Origin of the sequence: Chondrinema litorale (assembly GCF_026250525.1) — a bacterium.
In the GTDB taxonomy this organism is placed as follows: domain Bacteria; phylum Bacteroidota; class Bacteroidia; order Cytophagales; family Flammeovirgaceae; genus Chondrinema; species Chondrinema litorale.
This window is the reverse complement of the sequence record NZ_CP111043.1, coordinates 2,947,693-2,972,572: the sequence shown is the minus strand read 5'-3', so window position 1 is coordinate 2,972,572 and position 24,880 is coordinate 2,947,693. Positions and strand designations below refer to the sequence as shown.

The window sequence follows — 24,880 nt, the reverse complement described above, 5'->3', positions numbered from 1 at the left end:
AAGCTTTATATTAAATTTGTGTTGTAAAGAATTTTATTTTAAATGTTGGAAGCCAATTTTCAGAAAAATTATTTAGTCGTTATTGTTGGACCCACTGCCGTCGGAAAAACTGAATTAACTGTAAACCTCGCCAAACAGTTCGATGCAGAGGTTTTGAATGCAGATTCCAGACAAATCTACAAGGAATTGTCTATTGGAACAGCAAGACCCACCCATGAAGAAATGGGTGATATAAAACATTACTTCACAGGTATACTATCCCTCTCTGAAAATTATAATGCAGGAAAGTTTGAAAAAGATGCTTTGGAAATCTTATATAAGATCTATAAAAATAAAAATATAGCTTTCTTATCTGGCGGTTCGGGCTTGTATATTGACGCTGTTTGCAAAGGATTTGATGAATTACCCACTGTATTACCAGAAATCAGAACTGCATTAGAAACTGAGTGGAAAAATAACGGCTTAGAAAATTTAGTTAATGAACTTAAAGAAAAAGATTTAGCGTATGCTCAGAAAGTAGACAGTCAAAATCCACATAGAATTATTAGGGCATTAGAGATTATTCGAAGCACAGGTAAAACTTATTCTTCTTTTAGACAATCCAATTTAAAAGAGCGGCCATTTAAAACCATTAAAGTAGGATTAAGCCGAGAACGAGAAAAGCTTTACAATAGAATTAACCTACGAATGGATAAAATGCTAGAAGCAGGTTTAGTGGAAGAAGCTAAGAAATACATTCAATACAGAGATTGCAATGCGCTACAAACTGTGGGTTACAAAGAAATATACGACTATTTTGATGGGAACTACGAGTGGGATGAAGCTGTAAGGCTCTTAAAAAGAAATACTCGTAGATTTGCAAAACGACAGATGACCTGGTTTAGAAGAGATAATGAGATAAGCTGGTTTCATCCATCACAAGAAAAAGAAATTTCACTATACATAAAAGAGAACATTGAAAAAGATAATTAACATAGGTACAAGAGGTAGCAAGTTAGCTTTATGGCAGGCTTATTATGTTGAAGAACTGCTAGTAAAAGCAGGTTATGAAACCAACATAGTAATTATAGAAACCAAAGGAGACAAAATTCTTGATAGAAGCCTCGCCAAAGTAGGTAGCAAAGGCATTTTTACCGAAGAGCTTGAAACCCAACTCTTAGAAGGTAAAATCGACATTGCTGTACATAGTGCCAAAGATATGCCTTCTGACTTGGGAGAACATTTCAAGATTATTGCATTTACAGAAAGAGAACAGGTAAATGATGTAATTATCTCTGATAACAAAGCTCTTTTCGAGAAAGACAAAATAGTATTAGGTACATCATCTGTAAGAAGAACTGCTTTGCTAAAAAAATATATGCCAGAAGCTGAAGTAGTAAACATGCGTGGCAACCTGCAAACAAGAATTCGTAAGATGCAAGAAGGCCAATGTGATGCTTTAGTTTTGGCTTTTGCAGGAGTACACAGAATGGGCTACGACAATATGATTGTTAAACACCTGCCTGCTGATGTATACATCCCGCCAGTTGGGCAAGGTAGTGTAGCTATAGAAGCGGCAGTATCTATCGACTCAGAGGTAGAAAAAAGTATTGTTGATGCTATTAATCATACTGAATCTGCCTTATGCCTTTTAGCCGAAAGAGCATTTTTACATAAACTACAGGGTGGTTGTAGTATTCCTGCTTTCGCAAGCGCTTCAATTTCTGAAAACAATTCTATTACAATTAAAGGTGGTGTTATTAGTCTTGATGGGAAAGAATTAATAGCAAGTGAACAAACAGGCAAAACAACTGAAGCAGAAACCCTTGGAAAGGTATTGGCAGAAGAAATTTTAAATAGTGGTGGTAGAGAAATTTTAGCCAGTATAAAAGCCCAATAGTGATTTTTTCATAATAAGTGTTTACCTTTTATATAGATTCCGTATTAATAATTGGATTATAAACCAGAAGATTAAATTTAAAAAAGGACACTATTATGAAACAATTACTTATTTTATTTATTGGTTTTCTAGCCATTTCTTTCAACCTAAATGCACAGAGTTGTAACCCGTTTTTCAACTACACCGAAGGAACAATGGTTGAACTCACTCATTACAACGCAAAAGGAAAAGAAGAAACCACCCAAAAAATGATAATTAAATCTGTAAGCAGTACAGGCAGTGGACAAGCAATGATTGCAGATATTACGATATCAGATAAAAAAGACAAGGAAGTTTACGCAAACGAAGTTGAATTAGCTTGCGAAAATGGAGTTTTTAAAATGGATATGAGCAGTTTTATTCCTCCAACAGCACAAGCAACTGGTATGGAAGATGTAAAAATAGTGTTTGAAGGTGATTACATGTCTTTCCCAAGTAGTTTGTCTGTAGGTTCAAGTCTTGATGATGTAAATTTTGTAATGAAAATGGAATCTGAAAACCCGGCACTTGCTGCTGTAATGGGCAAAGGAACATCCACATCCATTACAAATAGAAAAGTTGTTTCTAAAGAATCTCTTACAACTCCTGCTGGTACTTTTGATTGCTATAAAATCACTTATGACTCTAGAATTGAAACACAAATTATGGGTTTAAAGAAAGTGTTTGAAACCTCAACAGTTGAATGGATTAGTGAAGGTGCAGGTATAGTTAAAACTGAAAGTTACGATAAGAAAGGAAAGTTAGATTATTATACAGAACTAACTGCTTTTCACAATCAATAAAGATATTAAAATCAAAAATTGAAAACAGGCTTGAAATCAAGCCTGTTTTTTTATTTTACAGAAATTTTGTTTCTGTTATTTTTGTTCACTGAAGCAAGTCACTAGCTAATCGTCTTATTTCAAATACTTATTAATAGCTTCGGATGAATTTAAACTCTTACTACATTAGATTAATAACAATTATACAAATATTCATCCTCAGCTTAATTACATGTAGCTACACACTTCAAGCTCAAACTATTTTAGATCGTACAGCTTCAATCCAAGTCAATACTTCAGATAAAAATACAGCAATTAAGCTTATTGAGAAGAAATACAATACAAGCATTATCTATAGCAGTGATATTCTTCCAAACATCTCTTACCAAGCAAACTTTAAATCCATTTCACTAAACGACTTATTTAAACATTTCTACGAAGGAAAAGACATAACTTGGAAAGAGAAAAATAATAGTATCGTCTTAGTAAAAAGCCAACAGTTTTATACACTAAATGGAAAAATAACTGATGTAGAAAGTGGTGAAGAACTTATTGGTGTAGGCATATTAATAAAAGGAACAAATACAGGTATAACAAGCAACCTATATGGATTTTATTCTCTTACATTGCCCAAAGACAAATACAACTTATATATCAGCTATTTGGGATACAACATTAAAGAAAAAACAATAAACCTAGATCATAACCAACGAATCGATTTTTCTTTAAAGCCTAATAGTTTTCAACTTGAAGAAATTCTAGTAACTGACAAAGAAAGTGAAGAAGACCTAAATATTAGTGGCTTACAAACTGGCACGTTTTCACTAAAGAAAAATATAGCCAAACAAATGCCTTCTTTTTTTGGTGAAAATGATCCTATAAAAGCCCTACACTTACTACCAGGTGTACAGTCTGGAACAGAAGGCTCTACAGGTTTATTTGTAAGAGGTGGCGGAGCCGATCAAAACTTAATTTTAATTGATGAAGCACCCGTTTTAAATCCGTCTCACTTTTTTAATTTTTTCTCCATTTTTAATACTGATATCTTAAAAGAAATAGATTTCTCTAAAGGTGCTATGCCTGCCATGTATGGCACTAGGCTTTCAAGTGTATTGGATGTACGAATGAGAGAAGGAAATTATCATGATTTTGGCGTATCTGGAGGAATTGGAAGTTTATCTACCAAAATTGCTGCAGAAGGCCCCATAAAAAAAGGCTCATCTTCTTTTATTGTAAGTGGTCGAAGAACTTATACAGACTTGTTTGTAAAGGCAGTACCTAATAATTCTCTCAATGCAAATGCACTCTACTTTTATGATCTTAACTTAAAACTAGATGCCAAGCTTTCTAAAAAGAATAAACTTTCACTCTCAAGCTATTTAGGTAGAGATCGATTTGGCTTTAGTGATATATACGATGTAACATGGGGGAATCAAACCGCTTCATTGAGATGGAATAGCATCATTTCAAAGAAATTCTTTTTAAACACTACATTATATGGAAGTTACTTTAGAACTAGATCAAATGTCGCCTTACAAGAAGAGTTTGCTTATAGTAGTCGATATAATGTAAGGCAATATGGTTTTAAGCAAAATATGAGTTGGTATATAGACCCCAATCATCAGATAGATTTTGGTTATGATGCCAGCAGACAGCGGTTTTTCTTTGGTGAAGTACAACCATTAACCGAAAACTCTCTTATTAATACTAGAACTATTTCACCTTCTTACACCCGTGAACTCGCTGCATATATTAGTTATCAACAAGAGATTGCAGATAAACTCGCAATCATATTTGGCATACGCTATTCACAGTATGATAATACAGGGCCTGGTGTTTTATATATATACGATACTGATGATGTGGTTTCGGAAAGTACTTCAACTGATAATATCATTGATACTGTTGAATATAAAAGAGGTGAGCGATATAATACTTTCTCTGGATTAGAACCAAGGGTTTCTTTGAGGTATTTTCTTACCGCAAAAAGCTCTATTAAGATGGCTTACCACCGTACCATGCAGTATATAAACTTATTGTCTAACACCAATGTACCAAGCCCTGTAGATATGTGGGCTCCGGTAAATCCATATATCGAGCCTCAAATCGGTGATCAGTACTCAATAGGTTATTTTAGAAATTTCAAGAACAATACTTATGAGTTTTCACTTGAAGGCTATTATAAGAATATGCGAAATCAGATAGATTTTAAGCCGCAAGCTAACTTGTTGTTAAATGACCATCTTGAAACTGAAATTCTAAAAGGTGATGCACGCGCTTATGGCATGGAATTGTTCTTTAGAAAAAAGAAAGGACAATTTACTGGCTGGATTTCTTATACACTTTCAAAAGCAATTAGAGATATTCCTGGTATTAATAATAATAATCCCTACCCTACATCTTATGATAGAAGGCACAATATCTCAATTGTCTCAAACTATAAGGTAAATAAGCATGTCGATATTTCTGCAAATTGGGTTTTCTCTTCTGGTATCGCTTACAGTTTCCCTGTTGGCAAGTATGAAAAAGACCAGTTTATAGTACCTTATTACACCAGCAGAAATGGCTTTAGATTGCCACCAGTACACCGTTTAGATGTTTCTGCCACATTTTATAGAAAAATGAGTGCTGATATGAAAAATGAAAGCAGCTTTAACTTTTCTATTTATAATCTCTATAGTAGAAAGAATACATACGCTTATATTTTTAGACAGAGTGAAGAAGACCGCACAAAAACCGAAGCGGTAAAACTCTATCTTTTTACACTACTACCCTCTTTTACATATAACTTCAAGTTCTAATTGATAGACATAAAAAAAAGCCAGCTAAAAAGCTGACTTTCTTAATATCTTATATGAATAAAAACTTATTCAATAATTCCATTTCTAATTTCTGCAACTTTAGCAGTAATGTCTTTTAATGTTTTATCAGTTAGTAATTCATCTGGATTACTATCAAGCTTAGCCTGAATACCAATTACATCATACATATCAAATAAATCACTTACTTGATCTTTAACCTCTACAATTGAAGCTTCGCTATCGCCTAAAACATCTAATACATTTACTAAGTCACCAAGAGGCTCTTTTTGCTCTAAAATAGTTTTTACTAAACTTTTTAATTGCTCGTTTCTTTCTGCTTCTGGCATATCTGAAGGATAATTCTCTACAAGACTTGTTGAGATATAAAGTCCTTCTACATAGCTACCTGTAGCTACTAATGCTGCAGTTCCGAATCTTTCGCTTTCGTTTAAGTAGTCTTTTGCTAACTCGATAGATTGGTTAGCAATGCTAATTAAAGAATCTTTGTTTGAAAGGTTTGCTTCAAATCTTTTTGAAATAGACATCTGAATAGCATTTGAGATATTCAGGTATTCTACCAAGTTCTGAGATGAGTTAAGATAGTTAATTGCATCTTGCGCTTTACTATATGCACATAAGTAACCAAGATCTGCAGAATAAACACCTAAGTTTAAAGCTGCCTTGTCATTTGTAGTCATATAATCCTTTGCCTTGGTAGCAGGATTTAGTAAATTCATATCATACTCTGCACCAGTACTTTGCAGTACTACTGGAACTTTTGTTGGCTCAGGGATAGTATTGAGCATTCTTTCAAAATCTTCTTTAGCAATGTCAACTTTAGTAATTTCTTCTTCAAGACCTATTTCATCTTGAACTTCAGTTGACTCTTGTGTTTCTGAGGTAGTGCTACCTGTGCCACATGATACAATAATAGTTGCTGTAGTAAAGAGGAGTAATAAATTCCTTAACCTAGTGAGAAATACGCTATAAAACATATTCATAATCCTTTTGATTTGAGTTTTAATTTCAGAGAATTTCACTGCAAATTAATACAATAATGCTTACCCGACTAAGAAATCAGCTATAAATTGTAAAAAACCACAAAAAAATTGGACTTAAAGAGTATTAAATTATAAAAAAAGCAGCCTTGTAAGGGCTGCTCTTTATTAAGTATGATCTTTATCTTATCTAAGATCTCCGCTCTGAGAGGTTCTAAAAATTCTTACCCAACCTTTATACTCTTTTGTTTTCTCAGGAGAAGAAAGCAGGTAATAGTAAGTACCTTCTGGTAAATCTTCGCCATCCCAAGAGTTATCATAATTCTCATTTTCGTAAACGATATCTCCATATCGGTTATAGACTACAAAACTCCAATCGCGGTATTGAATTCTTGGCACTTCAAAAGTCGCATTAATCTGATCATTAGGACCTGGTGTAAATGCATTTGGTATATCAAGGTCGCAAGAGGTAATTGTTAAAGTAAACTCGCCTCCTGCTATACAACTTGGATCAGCCGCATCTTCTACTAAGAAGATTGCCTCGCCAGCTTCATCAGTAACAAAAAGTAAAGTATCAGCATCTGACTCAAATGTTTCAACTACTTGTCTGGTATCAGCATCTAATCTTGTCCATCTATAAGTACCACTTAAGCTATTAGCCGCTGTTAGAACTACCTCAGAGTAATCGCAAACTTCTGTAGTACCAGCTTCTATAGCAATAGTTGCATTGTCTGTTACTGTTAATTCAAAAGTTAAAACTCTCTCGCAATCATTGTCTGGATCTCTATCATTTACTAAAACTGAAAACTCATAAACTCCAACCTCTGTACCTTGAGGAATATTAACAGTTATTGAACTAGCAGATAAAGAACTACTTGAACTTATAAATTGCTGATTTGCTGTTGATGTAGCAGTCCAATCAAACGTTACCTGACCAGCATCAAAGCTTCCATCAGATTTACCTGCAACTAAAATAATGTTACTTTGTGGTAAATCACCAGAGCAGAAACCTGCAATATTACCTGAACTTGTAATTATATCTGGAAGATTATCTGAGAACTCAATAGTTTGAGTGATAATTCTTGAACAGCTATTTCCTGTTACTTCCGCTTCAAAAGTATATTCACCTGAATTTTGACCTGTAAAGTCAATCGTAATATTATTACCACTTAATGCACTAGTAATTAAGTCTTGGTTTGGTGATTTAGACCAATCGACAGTATAATCGTCGCAACTTGGAATAACGCCAACCTGTCTCACTACTTCTCCCGAACAAACCTGATTATCATCCGCATCAGCAATTACTGCTAGTGGAATTATCGGAATATCGATTTCATATACTTGTGCACAAGAGATAGTTTGATCTTGATACCAAATACTAATTGTACCTACAATGTCTTCATCTTCTACAGTAAGTAAAACTGGATCTGGATCGTCACCAACCTCATGGTCAAAAATCATATCTATTTCGTCACCAGTCACAGGATCTATTTGACCTGGAATATAAATTCTTACAGAATATGCACCAGTTGGATTTACCGCTGCGTAATCTAATTCTACTTGATCACCTTTACAGAAACCCGTTTCGCCATTACAATCTGTATTATCTGGTGAGGTAATAACTTCAGTAGTAAGCTCTGGCACATCTTGGTTTACATTTACAGTAAAATTGATTGTCTTTTGACAAATACCATCTGCAGAAGTTATAGTTACAGACGCAGTGTATGAATTTCCATCTACTAAATTAGAAAGAGTAACTGAGCTACTTGTGCTGTTTGTAGGTACCTCATCACCTGTCCATACAAAACTTGGTGTGCCTGCCGGTGCAGATAATACTTGAACAGCTAATGTGGCTGTATTGCCATTCACACAGATAGTTTGATCTTGTGATGGAGAAATATCTAATGGATTTTCAACTACAGGAATTTCTATATAATTAATTAACTCACACCCATTTGCACTGGTAATTTTAATGTAACCAGCTCTCCAAGTAATACCATCTCCTTGTAAAGTTTCATCTATTACTTTAAAGTTTAATGTACCATCGTAATCCGCAGTTGAAGTGATATTAACTGTTTCGGTTTTTCCAGGATAGCTTATTTCTACACTTAAAGCTTCAGAAATTTGAGAAATTGTAAACTCATACTGAACTGCATCTCCTACTTGATAACCATCTGGATCAACACAATCGTTTGATGTAGCAGTAGCAAAAATGTTATCTACGGCAAACTCTGGTTGAGGCAATACAGTAAAGCTTTCATTTATTATTTCAGTACAACCACTTACATAATCTATTTCTGCACGAATTATAAAATCACCTTCAGCAAAACCGGTCATATCGATTGTATTCCCATTTTCTACTTTAAGAATACTATTCACTTCATTACCACCATCATCCAATACCGTCCAAGTAATTGTATTAATATCAGGATAATTAGTCGGGCTATTCACTGTAAAGCTTACAGGATTTGCCGCATTAATATTACTCACACAAAATGTAGGAGCAATAGGAGTTAAAGTAGGTCCCCCTTCTTCATAAAGCGGTAGGTTTATAGTTCTACTAGTTATACAAACATTAGGATATGTTTGATTAACAACCTCAATTGTAATCACATCAACAGTATTGCCATTGTGTTCTATTATTATGTCATCAGGAACTACATACGCCCCATCAGTATATTGAGTAGAATCAACACTAAATACATACAGGTTATTATTCCCTCTTTTTACTGTAATGGTCACAGGATTTACTAAATCAACTATTTCAACTGGAATCTTTATTTCATCACCTTCCTCAAAAACAAATTGATTACATTGAATAATAAATTCAGCAGGGTTATTATTACCTGCAGGCTCGAACTCAGATATATTTATATTTTCATCTGTTACAACAGTTATTGGCAACGATATCTCAGAATCACAAATACCACTGTTGTAAGATACCCTAGCAGTTATTGTGTGAATACCTTCTGATAAAGATGAAAAGGTAATGCTAGTCTCACTTTCAGAAGCGACAATAGCTGAAGCATCATCAATTATCCAATCAGTTGCTACTAAAGATGCGCCTCCTAAAATATCATCTGCATTAATTATAGAAACACTTACAGGTGTATTTACATTAATATCGCTTATACACAATGTATCACTGCCAGCAATCTCCAATACTGGTTCCTCTTTTTCAAGTAGCATACCTATTGTTTGAGTTGTAGGACAATTTCCTACTGTTGGGAAGGTCGCATTATCTACAATAATTTCTATTACGTCAGATTCATTACCTGTATGTGTAACTTGAAAAGAATAGTTTACTGAATCTGTAGATTGTAATACTGGAAAACCTGTTACTACATTTCCTCCATAAGTAACTGTAACATTTGCTCCTTGAGCAGGCAATACATCAACTACATCAAAAGTAAAATCTACTACATCTCCAGCATTAAAGACAAACTGGTTACATTGTATATTTGGATCTTGAGGGATTGTATCTATACTGTTTATTTCTGCTTTAGCTACAATATTTACTTCTAGTGGTGCAGAGATAAAACAATCTCCAATATCAGTAAGAGTAGCTTCTACGCTGTAAGTACCTGGTGTTAAAACAGAGTTATCATTAAAGGTGATTTCTTCTCCATTATCACCTGCAATAATATTTGGAACTCCTAAACCGCCAAAATCCCAAGATACAGTTCCTTGAATTTCTTTAGGCGAAAAACTATCTGAATTTGTAACTGAAAAATTTAATGGGTTTCCAGTATTTATATCAGTAATACAAATAGGATCTAATGTTGTATATGTTGGAGCATCAAGTTCATAGGCTTGTAAATTATATGTTCTCTCTGCAGGTCCACAAGTACCTTGTACTGTTATATCAACAAAAAAACCAGCTTTTTTATACTCATCAGCAATTGCATACTCAAATGAGACTTCTGTATTTGAAGAATTTGCAATAAATCCAATATCATCATCATCAACTGTATGAATAGGATTTCCATTACTATCAATAAAATTCCATTGCCAATCTGCGATATCTGGAGTATTAACTTCTGGTAATAATCTAGCCTTACCATACCATGTATCAAGATCATTTTGTTCACAAAATAAAGGATCTTCAATTGGCTCAAAGTTTTCATCTGTTCTTTGGACTACTAACCTTACTACGGTAGAATTACCAGTACCAGAACTTGAGGCAGCATCAAAACATTCATGATTTATTGGACTAACTTCAACTTCCCAAACTCCAGGATAACCAGACGCTACAACAATCTCTCCTCCTATAGGAAAATCATCATAAGAAAAAGATCCATTTAATCCTACAACTTGATTTTTCATAACTCCATTAACTGAAATAATTGTAGGTGGGTACCAACCTGTTTGGTCTATTCCGGTTACATCCTCACCTACAAAAGATACTTCTGCTTGAAATTCTGTATTTCCCCCAAAATACTCTGACGTATTGGTAAAAGTTAATAAATTAGTTAAATCATCCCCCCAACATCCACTAACTCTATTTGCTCTTACTGATGGATCTGGAGATCCCATAGTAGTTTCATTACCATCAACATTTACAAAAGTTGCTGAAAATGAACCTTCTACATCATTTCTTGCATCAATCATTACATAGAAGATAGGACTAGGCTCAGTACCTTCATATTCAAATGAAACTACTGATGCCCCTGAAGTAATTGTTTCACATGCTACCTCTACTAAAGCTGGATTTGTTTCATTTCCATCGGAAGAAAATACAGTAATATCATATTCATGTCCAATTGGAACATTAAAAAAATTCAAATCTAGGAAACCAGCATGAGTTGCTTGAGCCTTAAACCAAGCACTTCTTATTACCCCTCCATCAGTACAAGATGGTATTGGGTCTGTTGAAACGTCAAAGGTGAAATTATTAGTTATGGTAATATTAGCTTCGCTTGTGCAAAGGAACTGAGCATCAGATATATTATCTGCCAGTCTAAAGTCCTGCGCCTGAGCATGCAGCCCTAGGTATAATAATCCAAAGATTAGGAGAATTAATCTTTTCATACAGTTATAATTCTGATTTAAAAATGCTTGATCAAGACCTAAAAAATCCAAAAAATTAGTTGAAGAATCAGTCTGATAGAAAAAACTCCTTTCAGAATAGCTTATTGTTTGTAAGAGGCTTTAAAATAAAACAATTAGCATATTTATAATCTGTGTATGGTTTTGATGTTTTATAACAACATCCTACCTAATAGCGGCTAATGATGAAAATTTTAATTCAACTCTATAATCTTACATATACCCTTACCTATAGTCATGATAAAATGCATCTAAAACCCTTTCTAAATTAGGTTAGATCAACAATATGTGATGTTATACAGAGTTTACATTACAGCCTTGAAAAACTGGCAACAGTAAATTTTTAAATCTGTATTTTTTAAACAGGCTAATACCACTAAAGCATGAAAAACAATATACGCTTTCTATTGATATGCTCAATTTTACTGTGTTTTGCTTCTTTCAGTACATTCGCTCAAAGTCGATCGAAAGAGGAAAAACAGGCAGATAAAACATTTATTAAAGGAGAGTATCAAAATAGTATTGACCTCTACAATCAGGCTCTGCTAACTGCCTCAGAGGAAAGCAAAGCTCGAATTCACTATAAAATAGCTGAAAGTTTTAGGCTCTCTAATCGGCTTTACTTAACTATTGAGCATTACCTTAAAGCCATTGAAGGCAATTTGGAAGAAGACATCCAAAAACAAAATGCCATGTTGTACTTGGCATTTGCCTATAAAATGAATAGCAAATATGAAGAGGCAACTCAACAATTTAGTGCTTATCTTCAATTAGAAGGAGAACTTGCTTATCCTGATAAAGCTAATTTAGAACTTAAAAACTTGGCTGAAATCAAAACAATTACAGCTATAGAAAATGAATATATAGAGCTGTTTAATTGTGATTCGGTAAACTCTGAAGGTGCTGAATATGCACCAGTACTATTAAAAGATGAATCTAATTCCTTTTCACTGTTCTATACTTCGAGTAAAGGAGAAACTACATTTAGCGGTACTGGCTACGGATACACCAGGTTGTTTAAATTGGAAATCGAAGATTCTCTAAAAAACACTGGTAATGTGTCACTTGTAGATATTCCTTTACCTATTTTTAAAGAAAGTAAATATAACATTGGCACCTGTACTTTTACAGATAATGGCAATACAATGATATTCGCCAGAGGTAACTCAGGCTTTAGAAGAGACAAACAAAAAGAAGTAAGTCTGTACATTACTTACTTTAAAGATTCAATCTGGTCTGAACCAGAATTATTACCATTTTCTAGCGAAGAAACATGGGAATCTTCTCCAGCCTTTTCACCTGATGGAAAAAGATTATATTTTGCATCTAATAGACCTGGAGGCAAAGGAGGCATAGACCTGTACAGTGTTGAAAGAAGAAGAAGTACTGGTGAGTGGACAGAGCCTAAAAACCTTGGGAACAAAATTAATTCTCCTGGTAACGAGATGTTTCCTTATGTAACAGAAGATGGTAAGCTTTACTTTGCTTCTGATGGACATCCGGGACTTGGCGGTTTAGATAACTTTATTGCTTACAAAGTAGATAAAAGAACGGTTGTAGAAAATGTAGGTTTGCAGTTTAACTCTCCTTTTGACGATTTCGGATTAATCTATAATGACACTTTATCTGGTTATTTTACATCAAACAGACCAGAAGGTAAGGGTAATGATGATATCTATTTCTTTCTAGATAAAACTCCTCCTAAATTCGATCTTTTTGTAGAATTAGCACTAAGATATGGAAAAGATGGAGGTGATAAAGACGGTAACTTCTTTGCTGGTGAGCCTATCTTAAATGCAAATGTTACCATTCTTAAGAAAAAAGAGCCTAAGCTTATCACTGATGATGAAAAGCTAGAAATCAAGAAAGAAGTAGTTGCCAGATACAGAGAAACCGTAAACGATTCATTAGTTAATGTGGTAGCTTCAAGTGTACAAACCGAAATGGTTGATAATTACAAAAAAGAGCTCGATAACTCTCTTAAAGAAAAACTGGAAAAAGAAGCTGGTGGAACACTTGCTAGAGAATATGTAAATAATGTTGCAGACTCACTTATTGCTGAATATACTCAAACCATTAGAGATTCAATTGCTGAAGAATATTCAGACATTATTAAAGAAACTGCAGATTCTCTCATTGCCGACTACGAAGTAAATGTAGAAGATTCACTTAATAACCCAGAAGAGATGCCAGCAGAGTTCGAAGAAATTGGAGAACTTACTACTGGTAGATACGGGCAGGCTAAATTTAAAATGGATCCAGGTGCAGAGTATACATTTATTATGTCTAAAGAAGATGTACTTACAAAAAGGGTAACTTATAAAGCACCAGAAATTGACAATATCCCAGTAGAAGAACTTGTTTCAATGGGTATCGAAGACTCTACCTTTAAGGAAGATTACGAACTAGATAAACCTAATATTGGAGATATAATTTCTATGCGAGATGGCGAAAACGATTATCAGTTCGAAGAGATTCTTTACGATTATGATTCATACTACTTCGATAACCAAGAAAACCCACAAATAGATAAACTGGTACAATTTCTATCAGACAATCCAAATATTAGTGTTGAGGTAAGCTCTCACTGTGACGATAGAGGATCAGATTTATACAACCTAATGCTTTCTCAAAAACGGGCAAATTTTGTTGTAGAATACCTTAAAAACAAAGGAATTCCAGAATCACAAGTTGTAGGTAGAGGTTATGGTAAGTTCAAGATAAAAATTGAAAATGCTCAGTCTGAGGAAGATCACCAAACAAACAGAAGAACTGAAATTAAAATAACCGAAATTAAATCAGAAGTTTCTACAAATGAGGAAGAAACTACTGAAAAAGAAGAAAATGAATAAATAGTATTTAAAACATATAAATGCAAGTAAGGGCTCTAATAGAGCCCTTTTTTTATTTTCTATAAAAAAAATGTAATGGTAATTTCATAGGTCTCTCTTATTTTCTAAATTGAGATAAATTTTTTTTAAGATTATTAATTGAAGCAAGATTATTGATAATCTAGAGGTTCAAAACCTTATTTTTTAAACTTTTTTCTGTTTACCTAGTCTTAAATCTTACATTAATAACTATAAGATTTATTCGAATTCTGATTTGTTAACAAGGTAATTCCACCTTGTAATACGATAATCTGTAATATTGAACTATAAATTACATTAAAAACTAAAAGAGAATCTAACCAAACACTTATGAAAGCAGTAATTTTTGCCGGTGGCTTCGGCACAAGAATTAGTGAAGAAAGTGGAGTACGACCTAAACCTATGGTTGAAATAGGTGGAAAACCCATCCTTTGGCATATTATGAAAACCTATGCACAACATGGAATTGATGAATTTATAATTTGCTGTGGTTACAAAGGATATTACATCAAAGAGTACTTTTCTAAGTATTTCATCCACACTTCAGACTTTACTTTCGATCTAAAAAATAATGATATGGAAGTTCACAAAACTGAAGCTGACCCGTGGAAAGTTACTCTTATCGATACAGGACTCCACACTATGACTGGAGGAAGACTTAAGAGAGTAAAAGAATACATAGGTAACGAAACTTTCTGTTTAACTTATGGTGATGGAGTAAGTGATGTAAACATCACAGAATTAATCAAATTTCATAAGTCTCAAGGTACAGCTGCTACCCTTACAGCAGTTCAGCAACCAGGTAGATTTGGTGCATTTAAATTGGGGGATTCTAACCCGAAAGTAAACAGTTTTAGAGAGAAACCAGTTGGTGATGGTAGAGAAAGCGCATGGATTAATGGCGGTTTCTTTGTACTTGAACCTAGTGTAATAGATCATATTACAGGAGATGATACAGTTTGGGAAAGAGAACCACTTGAAACCCTTGCTGAAACTGGTAACCTTTCAGCTTATAAGCACACAGGCTTCTGGCAACCAATGGATACTTTAAGAGACAAGAATGTACTTGAAGCCATGTGGGATAAAGGTGAAGCTCCTTGGAAAGTGTGGTAATCTTTAAAAACAACTAAATCTTTTAGCAATCAATAAATCAATTTAAACATAACTTTATTCTCTGTGGAAAAAAAAGAAAATCCAATCTTGATTGAAGACATGGGCTATATCCTCAACAGCCTATCCGTTGAAGAAAAAAAGAAGTTTGACGGCTCAACAGTTTTAATTACTGGCTGTGGAGGTTTTCTTGGATACTATTTCATGCACTTTTTTGATACTTATACAGAAGAGCTTGGTATTAAAAAAGTTATTGCTCTTGAAAACTTCCTCACAGGTACAAAAGACTGGCTTGACGAAATCGTGAAAAATAATGATAAAATCGAGCTGCATGAATTCAACGTTATTACCGACGATGTTGCAAGTGTAGAGGGAGCTGCAGAAGCTAACCTTATTATTCACGGTGCATCTATCGCCTCTCCTACCTTTTACAGAATTTACCCTGTTGAAACTATCGATGCCAACATTACTGGTTTAAGAAGGCTGTTAGATTTCTATGCAGAAAAAGATATTAAAGGCTTCTTATTCTTCTCAAGTAGCGAAATTTATGGCGATCCGTTTCCAGAATTTATCCCAACAAATGAAGAATACAGAGGTAACGTATCGGCAATGGGACCAAGAGCTTGCTACGATGAAGCAAAACGTTTTGGTGAAACAATGTGCTATATCTTCCATCACAAATTTAACATGCCGATATCAGTAGCAAGACCATTTAATAACTATGGTCCTGGTATGAATATTAATGACAAGCGTCTTCCTGCTGACTTTGCAAAATGCGTTCACGAAGGAAGAGATATGGTTTTATTCTCTGATGGAAAACCAACACGTACATTCTGCTATATTTCTGATGCGATCACAGGTTACCTAAAAGTATTATTATTTGGTAAGCTTGAAGCATTTAATATTGGTATTGATAAACCTGAAGTTTCTGTAAAAGAATTTGCAGAGCTTTTCCAAAAAGGAGCAAAGGAAATTTACGATTATAAAGGCAAGGTTGATTTCAAAGTTTCTGACGATAAAGAATACCTTACTGACAACCCGAATAGAAGATGCCCAGACATAACTAAGGCAAAAACAATGCTTCAATACAACCCTACAATTTATGTAGAAGAAGGTGTTACAAGGTTTTTAAAATTTCTTAATATTAACAACGGAAAATTAATATGATTACAGTAATAGGATTAGGATTCGTAGGCTTAACTACAGGCCTTGGCTTTGCTAAAAAAGGATTCAAAACTTACGGAATAGATATAAATGAGGCCAGAGTTAATAAACTCAAAAACTTTGAAATTCCATTTCACGAGCCTCACTTAAAAGAAGTATTAGAAGAAACTTCTGATAAAACTTTCTTTTTAAATCCGCCATTAGAAGAAGCTGTAAAAAATAGTAAAGCGATCTTTATTTGTGTGGGTACTCCTGCTGCTGCAGATGGTAGCGCAGACTTAAAATATATTTTAGGTGCTATCGATCAAATTTTAGCAGTAGATTCAGATGATTTCAAAGTAATCATTACTAAATCAACTGTTCCTCCATCAACAGTATCTAAAAAAGTAAAACCATATGTTGATGAAAAACTAAAAGAGTTTAACAGAAATATTGGTTTTGCATCTAACCCTGAGTTCTTAAGAGAAGGGTATTGCTGGGAAGATTTTATCGAGCCAGATCGTGTAGTAATTGGTGTAGAAGATGAAGAGTCAAAAGAGATTCTTGATAAAATCTACAAGCCATTCAATGCGCCAATTCACTATGTGTCTTATAACTCTGCTGAGTTCATCAAATATTTATCTAACACATTGCTATCTACATTAATTAGTTACTCTAATGAAATGTCTATGGTAGCAGACCATATTGGTGATATTGATGTAGCAAAAGCATTTAGAATTCTACACGAAGACAAAAGATGGTTTGGTTCTCCTGCATCAATGTCTAGCTATGTATATCCTGGTTGTGGTTATGGTGGATATTGCCTTCCAAAAGATACTTCAGCTTTATATAGCATCTCTAAAGACAATGGATTTACTCCAGAAGTTTTAGGTGGCAACCTTAAAATTAATGAGCAAGTAAAAGATTTCGTAGTAAGCAAAATTGCTGATGCTACTTCTCCTTCTGATACAATTGGTATCTTAGGTTTATCTTTTAAAACTGGTTCTGATGATGTTCGTCTTACTCCAAGTAAAGATGTAATCACTAAATTGATCGACAAAGGTTATACTAACATTATAGCTTACGACCCATTGGCGAATCAGGCTTTCCAAGAAGAATATCCTGATATCAAAATCAAATACATCGATACACTAGAAGAATTACTTGAGCAAACAGAAAATGTTGCTATTCTTACTGGTTGGAAAGAGTTCAAAGAAAAGAAAGAACTCATCAACAAGAAGAATGTATTCGACTATAGATATATTTATTAATTTATTATTAAACCGGTTTACTCTATTTGAGTAACCGGTTTTTATTTTAATCAAAAAGCACAAATGGAGAAAATTGAAACACCAATTCCAGGATGTTTTGAGCTGAAACCAAGAATATTTCAGGACGACAGAGGAAAACTTATTAAAACCTACCACGAAGACACTTATAAAGACTTAGGACTTTCTACCTCATTTACAGAAGAATATTATTCTGGCTCTAAAAAAGGAGTTTTAAGAGGATTACATTTTCAAACCCCGCCTAACGAGCACATTAAATGTGTAACCTGTATTTCAGGTGAAATTTTCGATGTTGTAGTTGATCTAAGAAAAGACTCTCCTACTTACAAGCAACATTTCACAATTGAATTAGACAGCGAAAAAGGAAATATGCTATATATTCCTGCTGGCATGGCTCATGGCTTTTACGTAATGAGTGACTACGCTATTTTCTTAAATAGAACCACAGTTGTATTTAAACCCGAGAGTGATACTGGTATTAAGTGGGACTCTTGTGGTATTGAATGGCCAGATATGTCTCCTATCCTTTCAGATAAAGATATTGCTTTACCTACTCTTGATGAGTACGAAAGCCCATTCTAAAAAATAATTTTCCGGTAATAAATATTGATGTATTACAAACAGAAAACTATATAAATAATGATTATAGTCGATAACGCACTCAATAAAAGAGAAAAAGAAAATAACCCTATAAAAGTTGGGTTGATCGGTGCTGGTGAGATGGCAAAAGGGATGATGAATCAAATCGTAAAATATACTCCAGGTATGGTTATATCTGCTACGTATAACCGTACAGTTTCTAAAGCTCAGGCAGCTTACGAATATGTAGGTCTAAAAGAGTATAAATTAGTAGAAACTACTGCTGAGTTAGAAGATGCTATTAAAGCTGGTATTCCTGCAATCACTTCAAATGCAGATGCCCTCTGCGAAGCTGAAGGACTTGATATACTAGTTGAAGTTACCGGAACAATCGAATTTGCAGCGAAAGTTATGCTAAAAGCCATGGATCATGGCAAACATATTCTTTCTTTTAATGCTGAAATCGATGCTACTTTAGGACCAATATTAAAGCATAAAGCTGATATAGCTGGCGTAAAATACAGTGTGGGAGATGGTGACCAACCAGGTGTTACTCTTAACTTATACCGTTTTGTAAAAAGCATGGGCTTCGAACCATTGCTTTGCGGAAACATAAAAGGTTTACAAGACCACTATCGTACTCCAGAAACTCAAAAGAGCTTTGCTGCTCAGTGGGATATGACTCCAGAAATGGTTACCAGCTTTGCTGATGGCACTAAAATTTCTTTTGAGCAAGCATGTATTGCTAATGCTACAGGAATGAAAGTAGCTACAAGAGGTATGTATGGCCACCATTCAAAAGAACATATAGATGATCTTACTCATTTGTACGACATTGATGAAATGAAAGAATTAGGTGGTATTGTAGACTACGTTGTAGGTCCTAAACCAGGTCCAGGTGTATTCATTTATGCGACTACAGATGATCCTTGGTCTGCAAAATATTTAAAATACGGAAAACTGGGTGATGGTCCACTTTATAGCTTCTATGTTCCTTATCACTTACTATTCTTCGAAACTGCTATTTCTATAGCTAGAATGATCGATTTTGACGATATCATTCTTGCTCCTAAAGCAGGACCAGTTGTAGAAGTAGTTGCTACTGCTAAATTCGACCTTAAAGCTGGAGAAACTATTGATGGCTTAGGTGGATTTAAATCTTACGGAGTTTGTGAAAACTACGACACTGCTAGAGCAGAAAGATTACTTCCAATGGGATTAGCAGATGGTTGTGTACTTAAGAAAGACCTCCCTCAAGATAAAGAAATTACTTTTGATGATGTAGAATTTGATCCTTCTAATATAAAGCATGCTTTATATAAAGAGCAATTCGAATTATTTTCTAAGTAATTACAAAACGTTTTTTCGATCTAAAAAGGAGATTGTAACAAATCTCCTTTTCTTTTTTTTATATGAAAGTTTTAATACTACACAATACTTACCAACAAAAAGGAGGAGAAGATACTGTATTTGAATCTGAACTAGCACTTTTAAAAAAGAATGGAATCGAAGTCGATACGCTGTTGTACGACAATCATGAAATTAAATCTGCTAAAGACAAACTTCTAACAGGGTTATTTTCATTTTATAACCCAAAAGGAAAAGCCAAGTTACTGAATAAAATAAAGGAATTTCAACCCGATATTATTCATGTACACAACTTCTTTCCTTTAGCATCTCCATCTATATTTTATGCTGCAAAAGCATGTAAAGTTCCCATTGTAATGACTTTACACAACTATAGGCTAATTTGCCCAAGTGCCTATTTATTTTTCAATGGCAGAATTTATGAAGATAATATTCATAAAAATTTCCCTATATCTCCAATCTTAAAAGGAGTTTACAGAGACTCAAAAATACAAACAGCTTCTTTGGTTTTGATGACAGGTATACACAAGGTTTTAAAAACTTGGGAAAAGCATGTTGACAGATACATTACACTCACCAATTTTGCTAAAGACAAATTTTTAGATTCATCACTAGGAGCTAAACCAAACCAATTTGTTGTAAAACCTAACTTTGTTCCTGATATAGGTATAGGTAGGGAGGAACGTAAAGACTTCTTGTTTATAGGAAGATTATCTGAAGAGAAAGGTATATCTACTTTACTTGAAGCTTTCAGCAAAACAGAATCTAAGTTAAAAATATTAGGTGATGGACCTCTAAAAGAGGATGTTTTAAAAGCTGAAAAAGCGCATTCAAATATTGAATACATTGGTTTTAAACCAAGAACAGAAGTTGTAGAGATGCTAAAATCTGTAAAAGCATTGGTATTCTCATCTGTTTGGTACGAAGGCATGCCTATGGTTATTCTGGAAGCGCTCTCAGTAGGAACTCCTGTAATTGCTCCCAACTTAGGAGGACCTGCAGAAATGATAGAAGATAAGAAAAACGGACTGATTTACGAGACAGGAAATACAGAAATTCTGAGTGAAAAAATAAGTCTCTTAGATAAGGATGAGGCTTTACAAAAAGAATTATCAGCAAATGCACGAAATATTTATGAAGAAAAATATACTGAAGAAATCAACTTCAAAATATTACAAGAAATTTATGAAGATGTAATTTCAGAATACAAAAAAAATCCCTCTTAAATTTAAGAGGGATTTTTTATTTATGATTTTGTTTCTTCTTTAACTTCTTCGGCAGAATCTGTTGGTGGTTCGTCTGAACTCTCCCCTTCTACTTTACCATTTTCTTCTGTCTTCTTAGTAAACTTCTGGTAAGTAGTTTCTGTATCAAATGGTCTTTGGCCGATTAGTCTTTCTAAATCTTTTTGGAATAAAATTTCCTTTTTAAGGAGTTCCTGAGCAAGAATCTCTAATTCGTCTCTCTTATCTAATAAGAGTTGTCTAGTTCTCTCATATGCCATGTCAATAAGCTTTTTAACCTCTTTATCGATGGTCTCCGCTGTTGCATCAGAATATGGCTTCTCAAATGAGTAATCAGATCTTTTAGAATCGTAGAATGAGAGGTTACCAATAACGTCATTCATACCATATATGGTTACCATGCTGTAAGCCATTTTAGTAATTCTTTCCAAATCACTTAAAGCCCCAGTAGAGATTTTACCAAATACAATATCTTCTGCTGCTCTACCACCTAAGGCCATACACATTTCATCTACCATTTGCTCGGTAGTATGTAAGAACTGTTCCTTTGGAAGATACTGCGCATAACCTAACGCTGCTACACCCCTTGGTACAATACTTACCTTAACCAATGGATCTGCATGTTCTAAGAACCAACCTGCAACTGCGTGCCCAGCCTCATGGTATGCAACAATTTTCTTCTCACTTGGTGAGATAATTTTATTTTTCTTCTCGAGACCACCAATAACTCTATCAATAGCATCCTCAAAGTCTTTCATATCAACCGCTTTTTTATCTTTTCTTGCGGCGATAAGTGCTGCTTCGTTACAAACGTTAGCGATTTCAGCACCAGCAAAACCCGGGGTTTGAGCGGCTAAATCTTTTGGACTTACATCCTTAGATAATTTAAGTGGCTTTAAATGCACCTTAAATATAGTCTCTCTTCCTACTATATCTGGTTTATCTATACTGATTTGTCTATCAAATCTACCTGGTCTTAGTAATGCACTATCTAATACATCTGGTCTGTTAGTTGCAGCCAGAATAATTACACCAGAGTCGGTTGCAAATCCATCCATCTCAACAAGAAGTGAGTTCAATGTATTTTCTCTTTCGTCATTTGCACCCGGCATTTGTCCTCTACCTCTTGAGCGACCAATTGCATCAACCTCATCAATAAAAATGATACAAGGCGCTTTTTCCTTTGCTTGCTTAAACAAATCTCTTACCCTTGCAGCACCAACACCTACAAACATCTCTACAAAATCTGAACCTGAAAGACTGAAGAAAGGAACACCTGATTCTCCTGCAACTGCTTTGGCTAATAATGTTTTACCAGTACCTGGAGGGCCTACTAATAATGCACCTTTAGGTATTTTACCACCCAAGTTAGTGTATTTAGAAGGGTTTTTAAGGAACTGAACAATCTCCTCAACTTCTTCTTTAGCTTCGTCTAGACCAGCTACATCATTAAATGTGATTTTTACTTTATTCTCCGCATCAAATAAAGCAGCTCTTGACTTACCAATATTAAAAATTTGACCTCCGGCTCCACCGCCAGTCATTCTTCTCATTAAGAAAAGGAAACCAAAAACTAGAATAAAGAAAAATCCCCAACTTAAGAACCAAGAACCAAAATCTTGTCTCTCTGTAACTCTTACTGCTAATTGTTTACTAGGGTTATTATCGTCTAATTTCGCTTGTACCTCCTCTAGATCCTCTTTAAAAGATTCTGGTGAAAATATAGTAATTTGGTATTGAGGCCCCTGACTTATTGAAAATGGGCTTCTATTGTTAAGCTCATCACTAATTCTTTGCTTTCTTAGCGCGTTTTCTGTTAGGGTTACTTCAACTATACTTTTATTTTTAACTAAAGTCACATCTTTAACATCACCATCCTGCATCAGTTTTTCAAATCTTTTCATGGTGATATCAATAGTAGAACTATTTTTATTAAAATAAGTAAGCCCCACTATCAGCAGTATCAACACGATGACCAACCAAATCTGATAGTTATTCTTGGGAGGCTTCGGAGGGATAAGATTCTTTTTCTTTTTATCTGCCATTATCTGTTTTTAATTTACTAATACTGATTGCATATCAGTAGCTACACTAATTAATGATATTTAATTCCATCAAGTATTCTATACTTTTAAAAAATGCTGAAATTACCACATAATATATTAAAAATACGTCACTTTGGCATCTCCCCATAGGTCTTCGATCCCAAAATGTTCTCTTTTATTCTTTTTGAATACATGGGCTACAACATCTACATAATCCAATATTATCCATTCGCCATTGGTTATACCTTCTCGCATCCACGGAGATTCCCCAATTGCTTTGTACACTTCTTCTTCAATACTTTCCATAAGTGCTTTTACCTGAATGTCTGTATTACCAGAACAAATAACAAAATAATCAACTATAGCATTATTAATCCCTCTAAGGTCTAAAAGTTTAATATCTATGCCTTTTCTATTTTGCATTCCTTCAAGCACTAATTCAGCAAGAATTTTTGAAGATTCTTGTTTCTCAGTATCAATCATATTGGAATTTTTCCGGATATCAGTTTTTATTTGCAAATTCCTTATAATATTAAAAAATTTTTAGTCTTACTTTAATTTATCAAAACTACAAAATACTTGTATAAAATATCTGCCAATACGCTATTTCTAGGGAAAAAATACATTTACCTGCCATCTTGTCACTCTACTAATGACATAGCTACCAACTACATTAGTAATAACAAAGTGTTTGGCGGAGAAGTTTTTGTTACTTCCCATCAAAAAAAAGGAAGAGGACAAAGAGGTAATTCCTGGCAAACAGAAGCTGATAAAAATATTACTCTTTCTTTAATTCTCAAACCTGATTTTATAAAAGCTAATGAGCAATTTAAGCTAAATGTTGCAATATCGTTGGGTATTTATAGCTTTTTGCAAAATTTCATTCAAACAGGCTTAAAAATTAAGTGGCCGAATGACATATATGTTAAAAATAAAAAACTAGGAGGAATTTTAATTGAAAATTTCTTAAAAAAACAATCGATAGAACATTCTATAATCGGAATAGGCCTAAATATTAATCAGGAAAACTTTTCAGGACTAAATGCAACCTCCATTTCGCTAGAAAATCAAAAGCATTATATTCTTGAAACACTTATTGAAAACCTACTTGAGAATATTGAAAGTACATTTCTGCAATTAAAGAATGGCATTTTCGAAAAAATGAAGCAGATGTACATCAATGTTTTGTATCAATATCAAGAAAAAAATAAATACGAAGATCTTAGAAAATCAGAAAATAAACTTTTTGAAGGTGAAATTCTTGGTATAGACGCACAAGGAAAACTGGCAGTTTATAACCATAATGACAAAAAAGTTGAATATTTTGGGTTTAAAGAAATTAGATTTATAAATTATTGATCTGATATTTGGTTATAGACAAAAAAGCTGTACTTTTGCAGTTCCAAATTTTGAAAGTAGTAAAATATATATAAAAATGGCAAACCATAAATCTGCTCTTAAAAGAATTAGATCAAGCGAAACAAAAAGGTTACGTAATCGCTATCAATTAAAAACAACTAGAACTTTTGTAAGAAAGTTAAAAGAAACAACAGATAAAACTGAGGCTTTAGAGCTATACAAAAAAGTTTCTTCTATGTTGGATAAACTTGCCAAGAATAATATTATTCACAAGAACAATGCATCTAACAAAAAGTCTAAGTTAGCTAAATTTGTTGCTACACTTTCTTAATTAACTTTATTCTCG

Annotated in this window: 17 protein-coding genes; 13 read left to right on the top strand and 4 right to left on the bottom strand. The window is 33.9% G+C overall.

The window, feature by feature from the left end; genetic code table 11:
* The first annotated feature begins 42 nt into the window (after positions 1-42).
* The 4 genes from miaA (at position 43) to OQ292_RS12250 (ending at position 5,480) form a co-directional block, all read left to right on the top strand.
* Entirely contained in the window at positions 43-972 is a 930-nt protein-coding gene (gene miaA, locus OQ292_RS12265) for a tRNA (adenosine(37)-N6)-dimethylallyltransferase MiaA (protein WP_284682421.1), read from the top strand.
* On the top strand, positions 956-1,879 hold the full coding sequence (gene hemC / locus OQ292_RS12260) for a hydroxymethylbilane synthase (protein ID WP_284682420.1): 924 nt from the start codon (positions 956-958) through the stop codon (positions 1,877-1,879). The genes miaA and hemC overlap by 17 nt, the downstream gene beginning before the upstream one ends.
* Before the next feature lie 95 nt (positions 1,880-1,974).
* Positions 1,975-2,700: a TapB family protein gene (locus OQ292_RS12255; protein WP_284682419.1), complete on the top strand. Its 726-nt coding sequence runs from the start codon at positions 1,975-1,977 to the stop codon at positions 2,698-2,700.
* 143 nt (positions 2,701-2,843) lie between these two features.
* On the top strand, positions 2,844-5,480 hold the full coding sequence (locus OQ292_RS12250) for a TonB-dependent receptor (RefSeq protein WP_284682418.1): 2,637 nt from the start codon (positions 2,844-2,846) through the stop codon (positions 5,478-5,480).
* A gap of 65 nt (positions 5,481-5,545) precedes the next feature.
* On the opposite strand, the gene OQ292_RS12245 is transcribed toward OQ292_RS12250, so the two are convergent.
* Positions 5,546-6,481: a hypothetical protein gene (locus OQ292_RS12245; protein WP_284682417.1), complete on the bottom strand. Its 936-nt coding sequence runs from the start codon at positions 6,479-6,481 to the stop codon at positions 5,546-5,548.
* Positions 6,482-6,664: 183 nt separating this feature from the next.
* On the bottom strand, positions 6,665-11,509 hold the full coding sequence (locus OQ292_RS12240; RefSeq protein ID WP_284682416.1) for a T9SS type B sorting domain-containing protein: 4,845 nt from the start codon (positions 11,507-11,509) through the stop codon (positions 6,665-6,667).
* 401 nt (positions 11,510-11,910) lie between these two features.
* Between OQ292_RS12240 and OQ292_RS12235 the strand changes: the two genes are divergently transcribed.
* From OQ292_RS12235 to OQ292_RS12205, 7 genes are all read left to right on the top strand, one after another.
* Positions 11,911-14,379 carry an OmpA family protein gene (locus tag OQ292_RS12235; protein WP_284682415.1) on the top strand — a complete coding sequence of 823 codons (2,469 nt, stop codon included), beginning with the start codon at positions 11,911-11,913 and terminating at the stop codon, positions 14,377-14,379.
* 348 nt (positions 14,380-14,727) lie between these two features.
* On the top strand, positions 14,728-15,510 hold the full coding sequence (gene rfbF, locus OQ292_RS12230; RefSeq protein WP_284682414.1) for a glucose-1-phosphate cytidylyltransferase: 783 nt from the start codon (positions 14,728-14,730) through the stop codon (positions 15,508-15,510).
* Between the two features lie 99 nt (positions 15,511-15,609).
* The gene (locus OQ292_RS12225) at positions 15,610-16,674 is read left to right on the top strand and encodes an NAD-dependent epimerase/dehydratase family protein (protein WP_284682413.1); all 1,065 of its coding nucleotides are present in this window, start codon (positions 15,610-15,612) and stop codon (positions 16,672-16,674) included.
* A complete protein-coding gene (locus OQ292_RS12220) occupies positions 16,671-17,921 on the top strand; it encodes a UDP-glucose dehydrogenase family protein (RefSeq protein WP_284682412.1) in 1,251 nt (416 codons plus the stop codon). The genes OQ292_RS12225 and OQ292_RS12220 overlap by 4 nt, the downstream gene beginning before the upstream one ends.
* A gap of 63 nt (positions 17,922-17,984) precedes the next feature.
* Positions 17,985-18,521, top strand: a complete 537-nt coding sequence (gene rfbC, locus OQ292_RS12215; RefSeq protein ID WP_284682411.1) for a dTDP-4-dehydrorhamnose 3,5-epimerase — start codon at positions 17,985-17,987, stop codon at positions 18,519-18,521.
* A 57-nt stretch (positions 18,522-18,578) separates the two neighbouring features.
* A complete protein-coding gene (locus OQ292_RS12210) occupies positions 18,579-19,868 on the top strand; it encodes an NAD(P)H-dependent oxidoreductase (protein ID WP_284682410.1) in 1,290 nt (429 codons plus the stop codon).
* A 62-nt stretch (positions 19,869-19,930) separates the two neighbouring features.
* Entirely contained in the window at positions 19,931-21,112 is a 1,182-nt protein-coding gene (locus tag OQ292_RS12205; protein WP_284682409.1) for a glycosyltransferase family 4 protein, read from the top strand.
* A 20-nt stretch (positions 21,113-21,132) separates the two neighbouring features.
* Here the strand turns inward: OQ292_RS12205 and ftsH are convergent, their stop codons facing one another.
* Together ftsH and rsfS are read right to left on the bottom strand one after the other, a co-directional pair.
* Positions 21,133-23,175, bottom strand: a complete 2,043-nt coding sequence (gene ftsH, locus OQ292_RS12200; protein ID WP_284682408.1) for an ATP-dependent zinc metalloprotease FtsH — start codon at positions 23,173-23,175, stop codon at positions 21,133-21,135.
* A gap of 117 nt (positions 23,176-23,292) precedes the next feature.
* On the bottom strand, positions 23,293-23,658 hold the full coding sequence (rsfS, locus tag OQ292_RS12195; protein ID WP_284682407.1) for a ribosome silencing factor: 366 nt from the start codon (positions 23,656-23,658) through the stop codon (positions 23,293-23,295).
* A gap of 96 nt (positions 23,659-23,754) precedes the next feature.
* Here rsfS and OQ292_RS12190 point away from each other — a divergent pair, with 96 nt between their 5' ends.
* Positions 23,755-24,534, top strand: a complete 780-nt coding sequence (locus tag OQ292_RS12190; protein ID WP_284682406.1) for a biotin--[acetyl-CoA-carboxylase] ligase — start codon at positions 23,755-23,757, stop codon at positions 24,532-24,534.
* A 76-nt stretch (positions 24,535-24,610) separates the two neighbouring features.
* Positions 24,611-24,865 carry a 30S ribosomal protein S20 gene (gene rpsT / locus OQ292_RS12185; protein WP_284682405.1) on the top strand — a complete coding sequence of 85 codons (255 nt, stop codon included), beginning with the start codon at positions 24,611-24,613 and terminating at the stop codon, positions 24,863-24,865.
* Positions 24,866-24,880 lie beyond the last annotated feature (15 nt).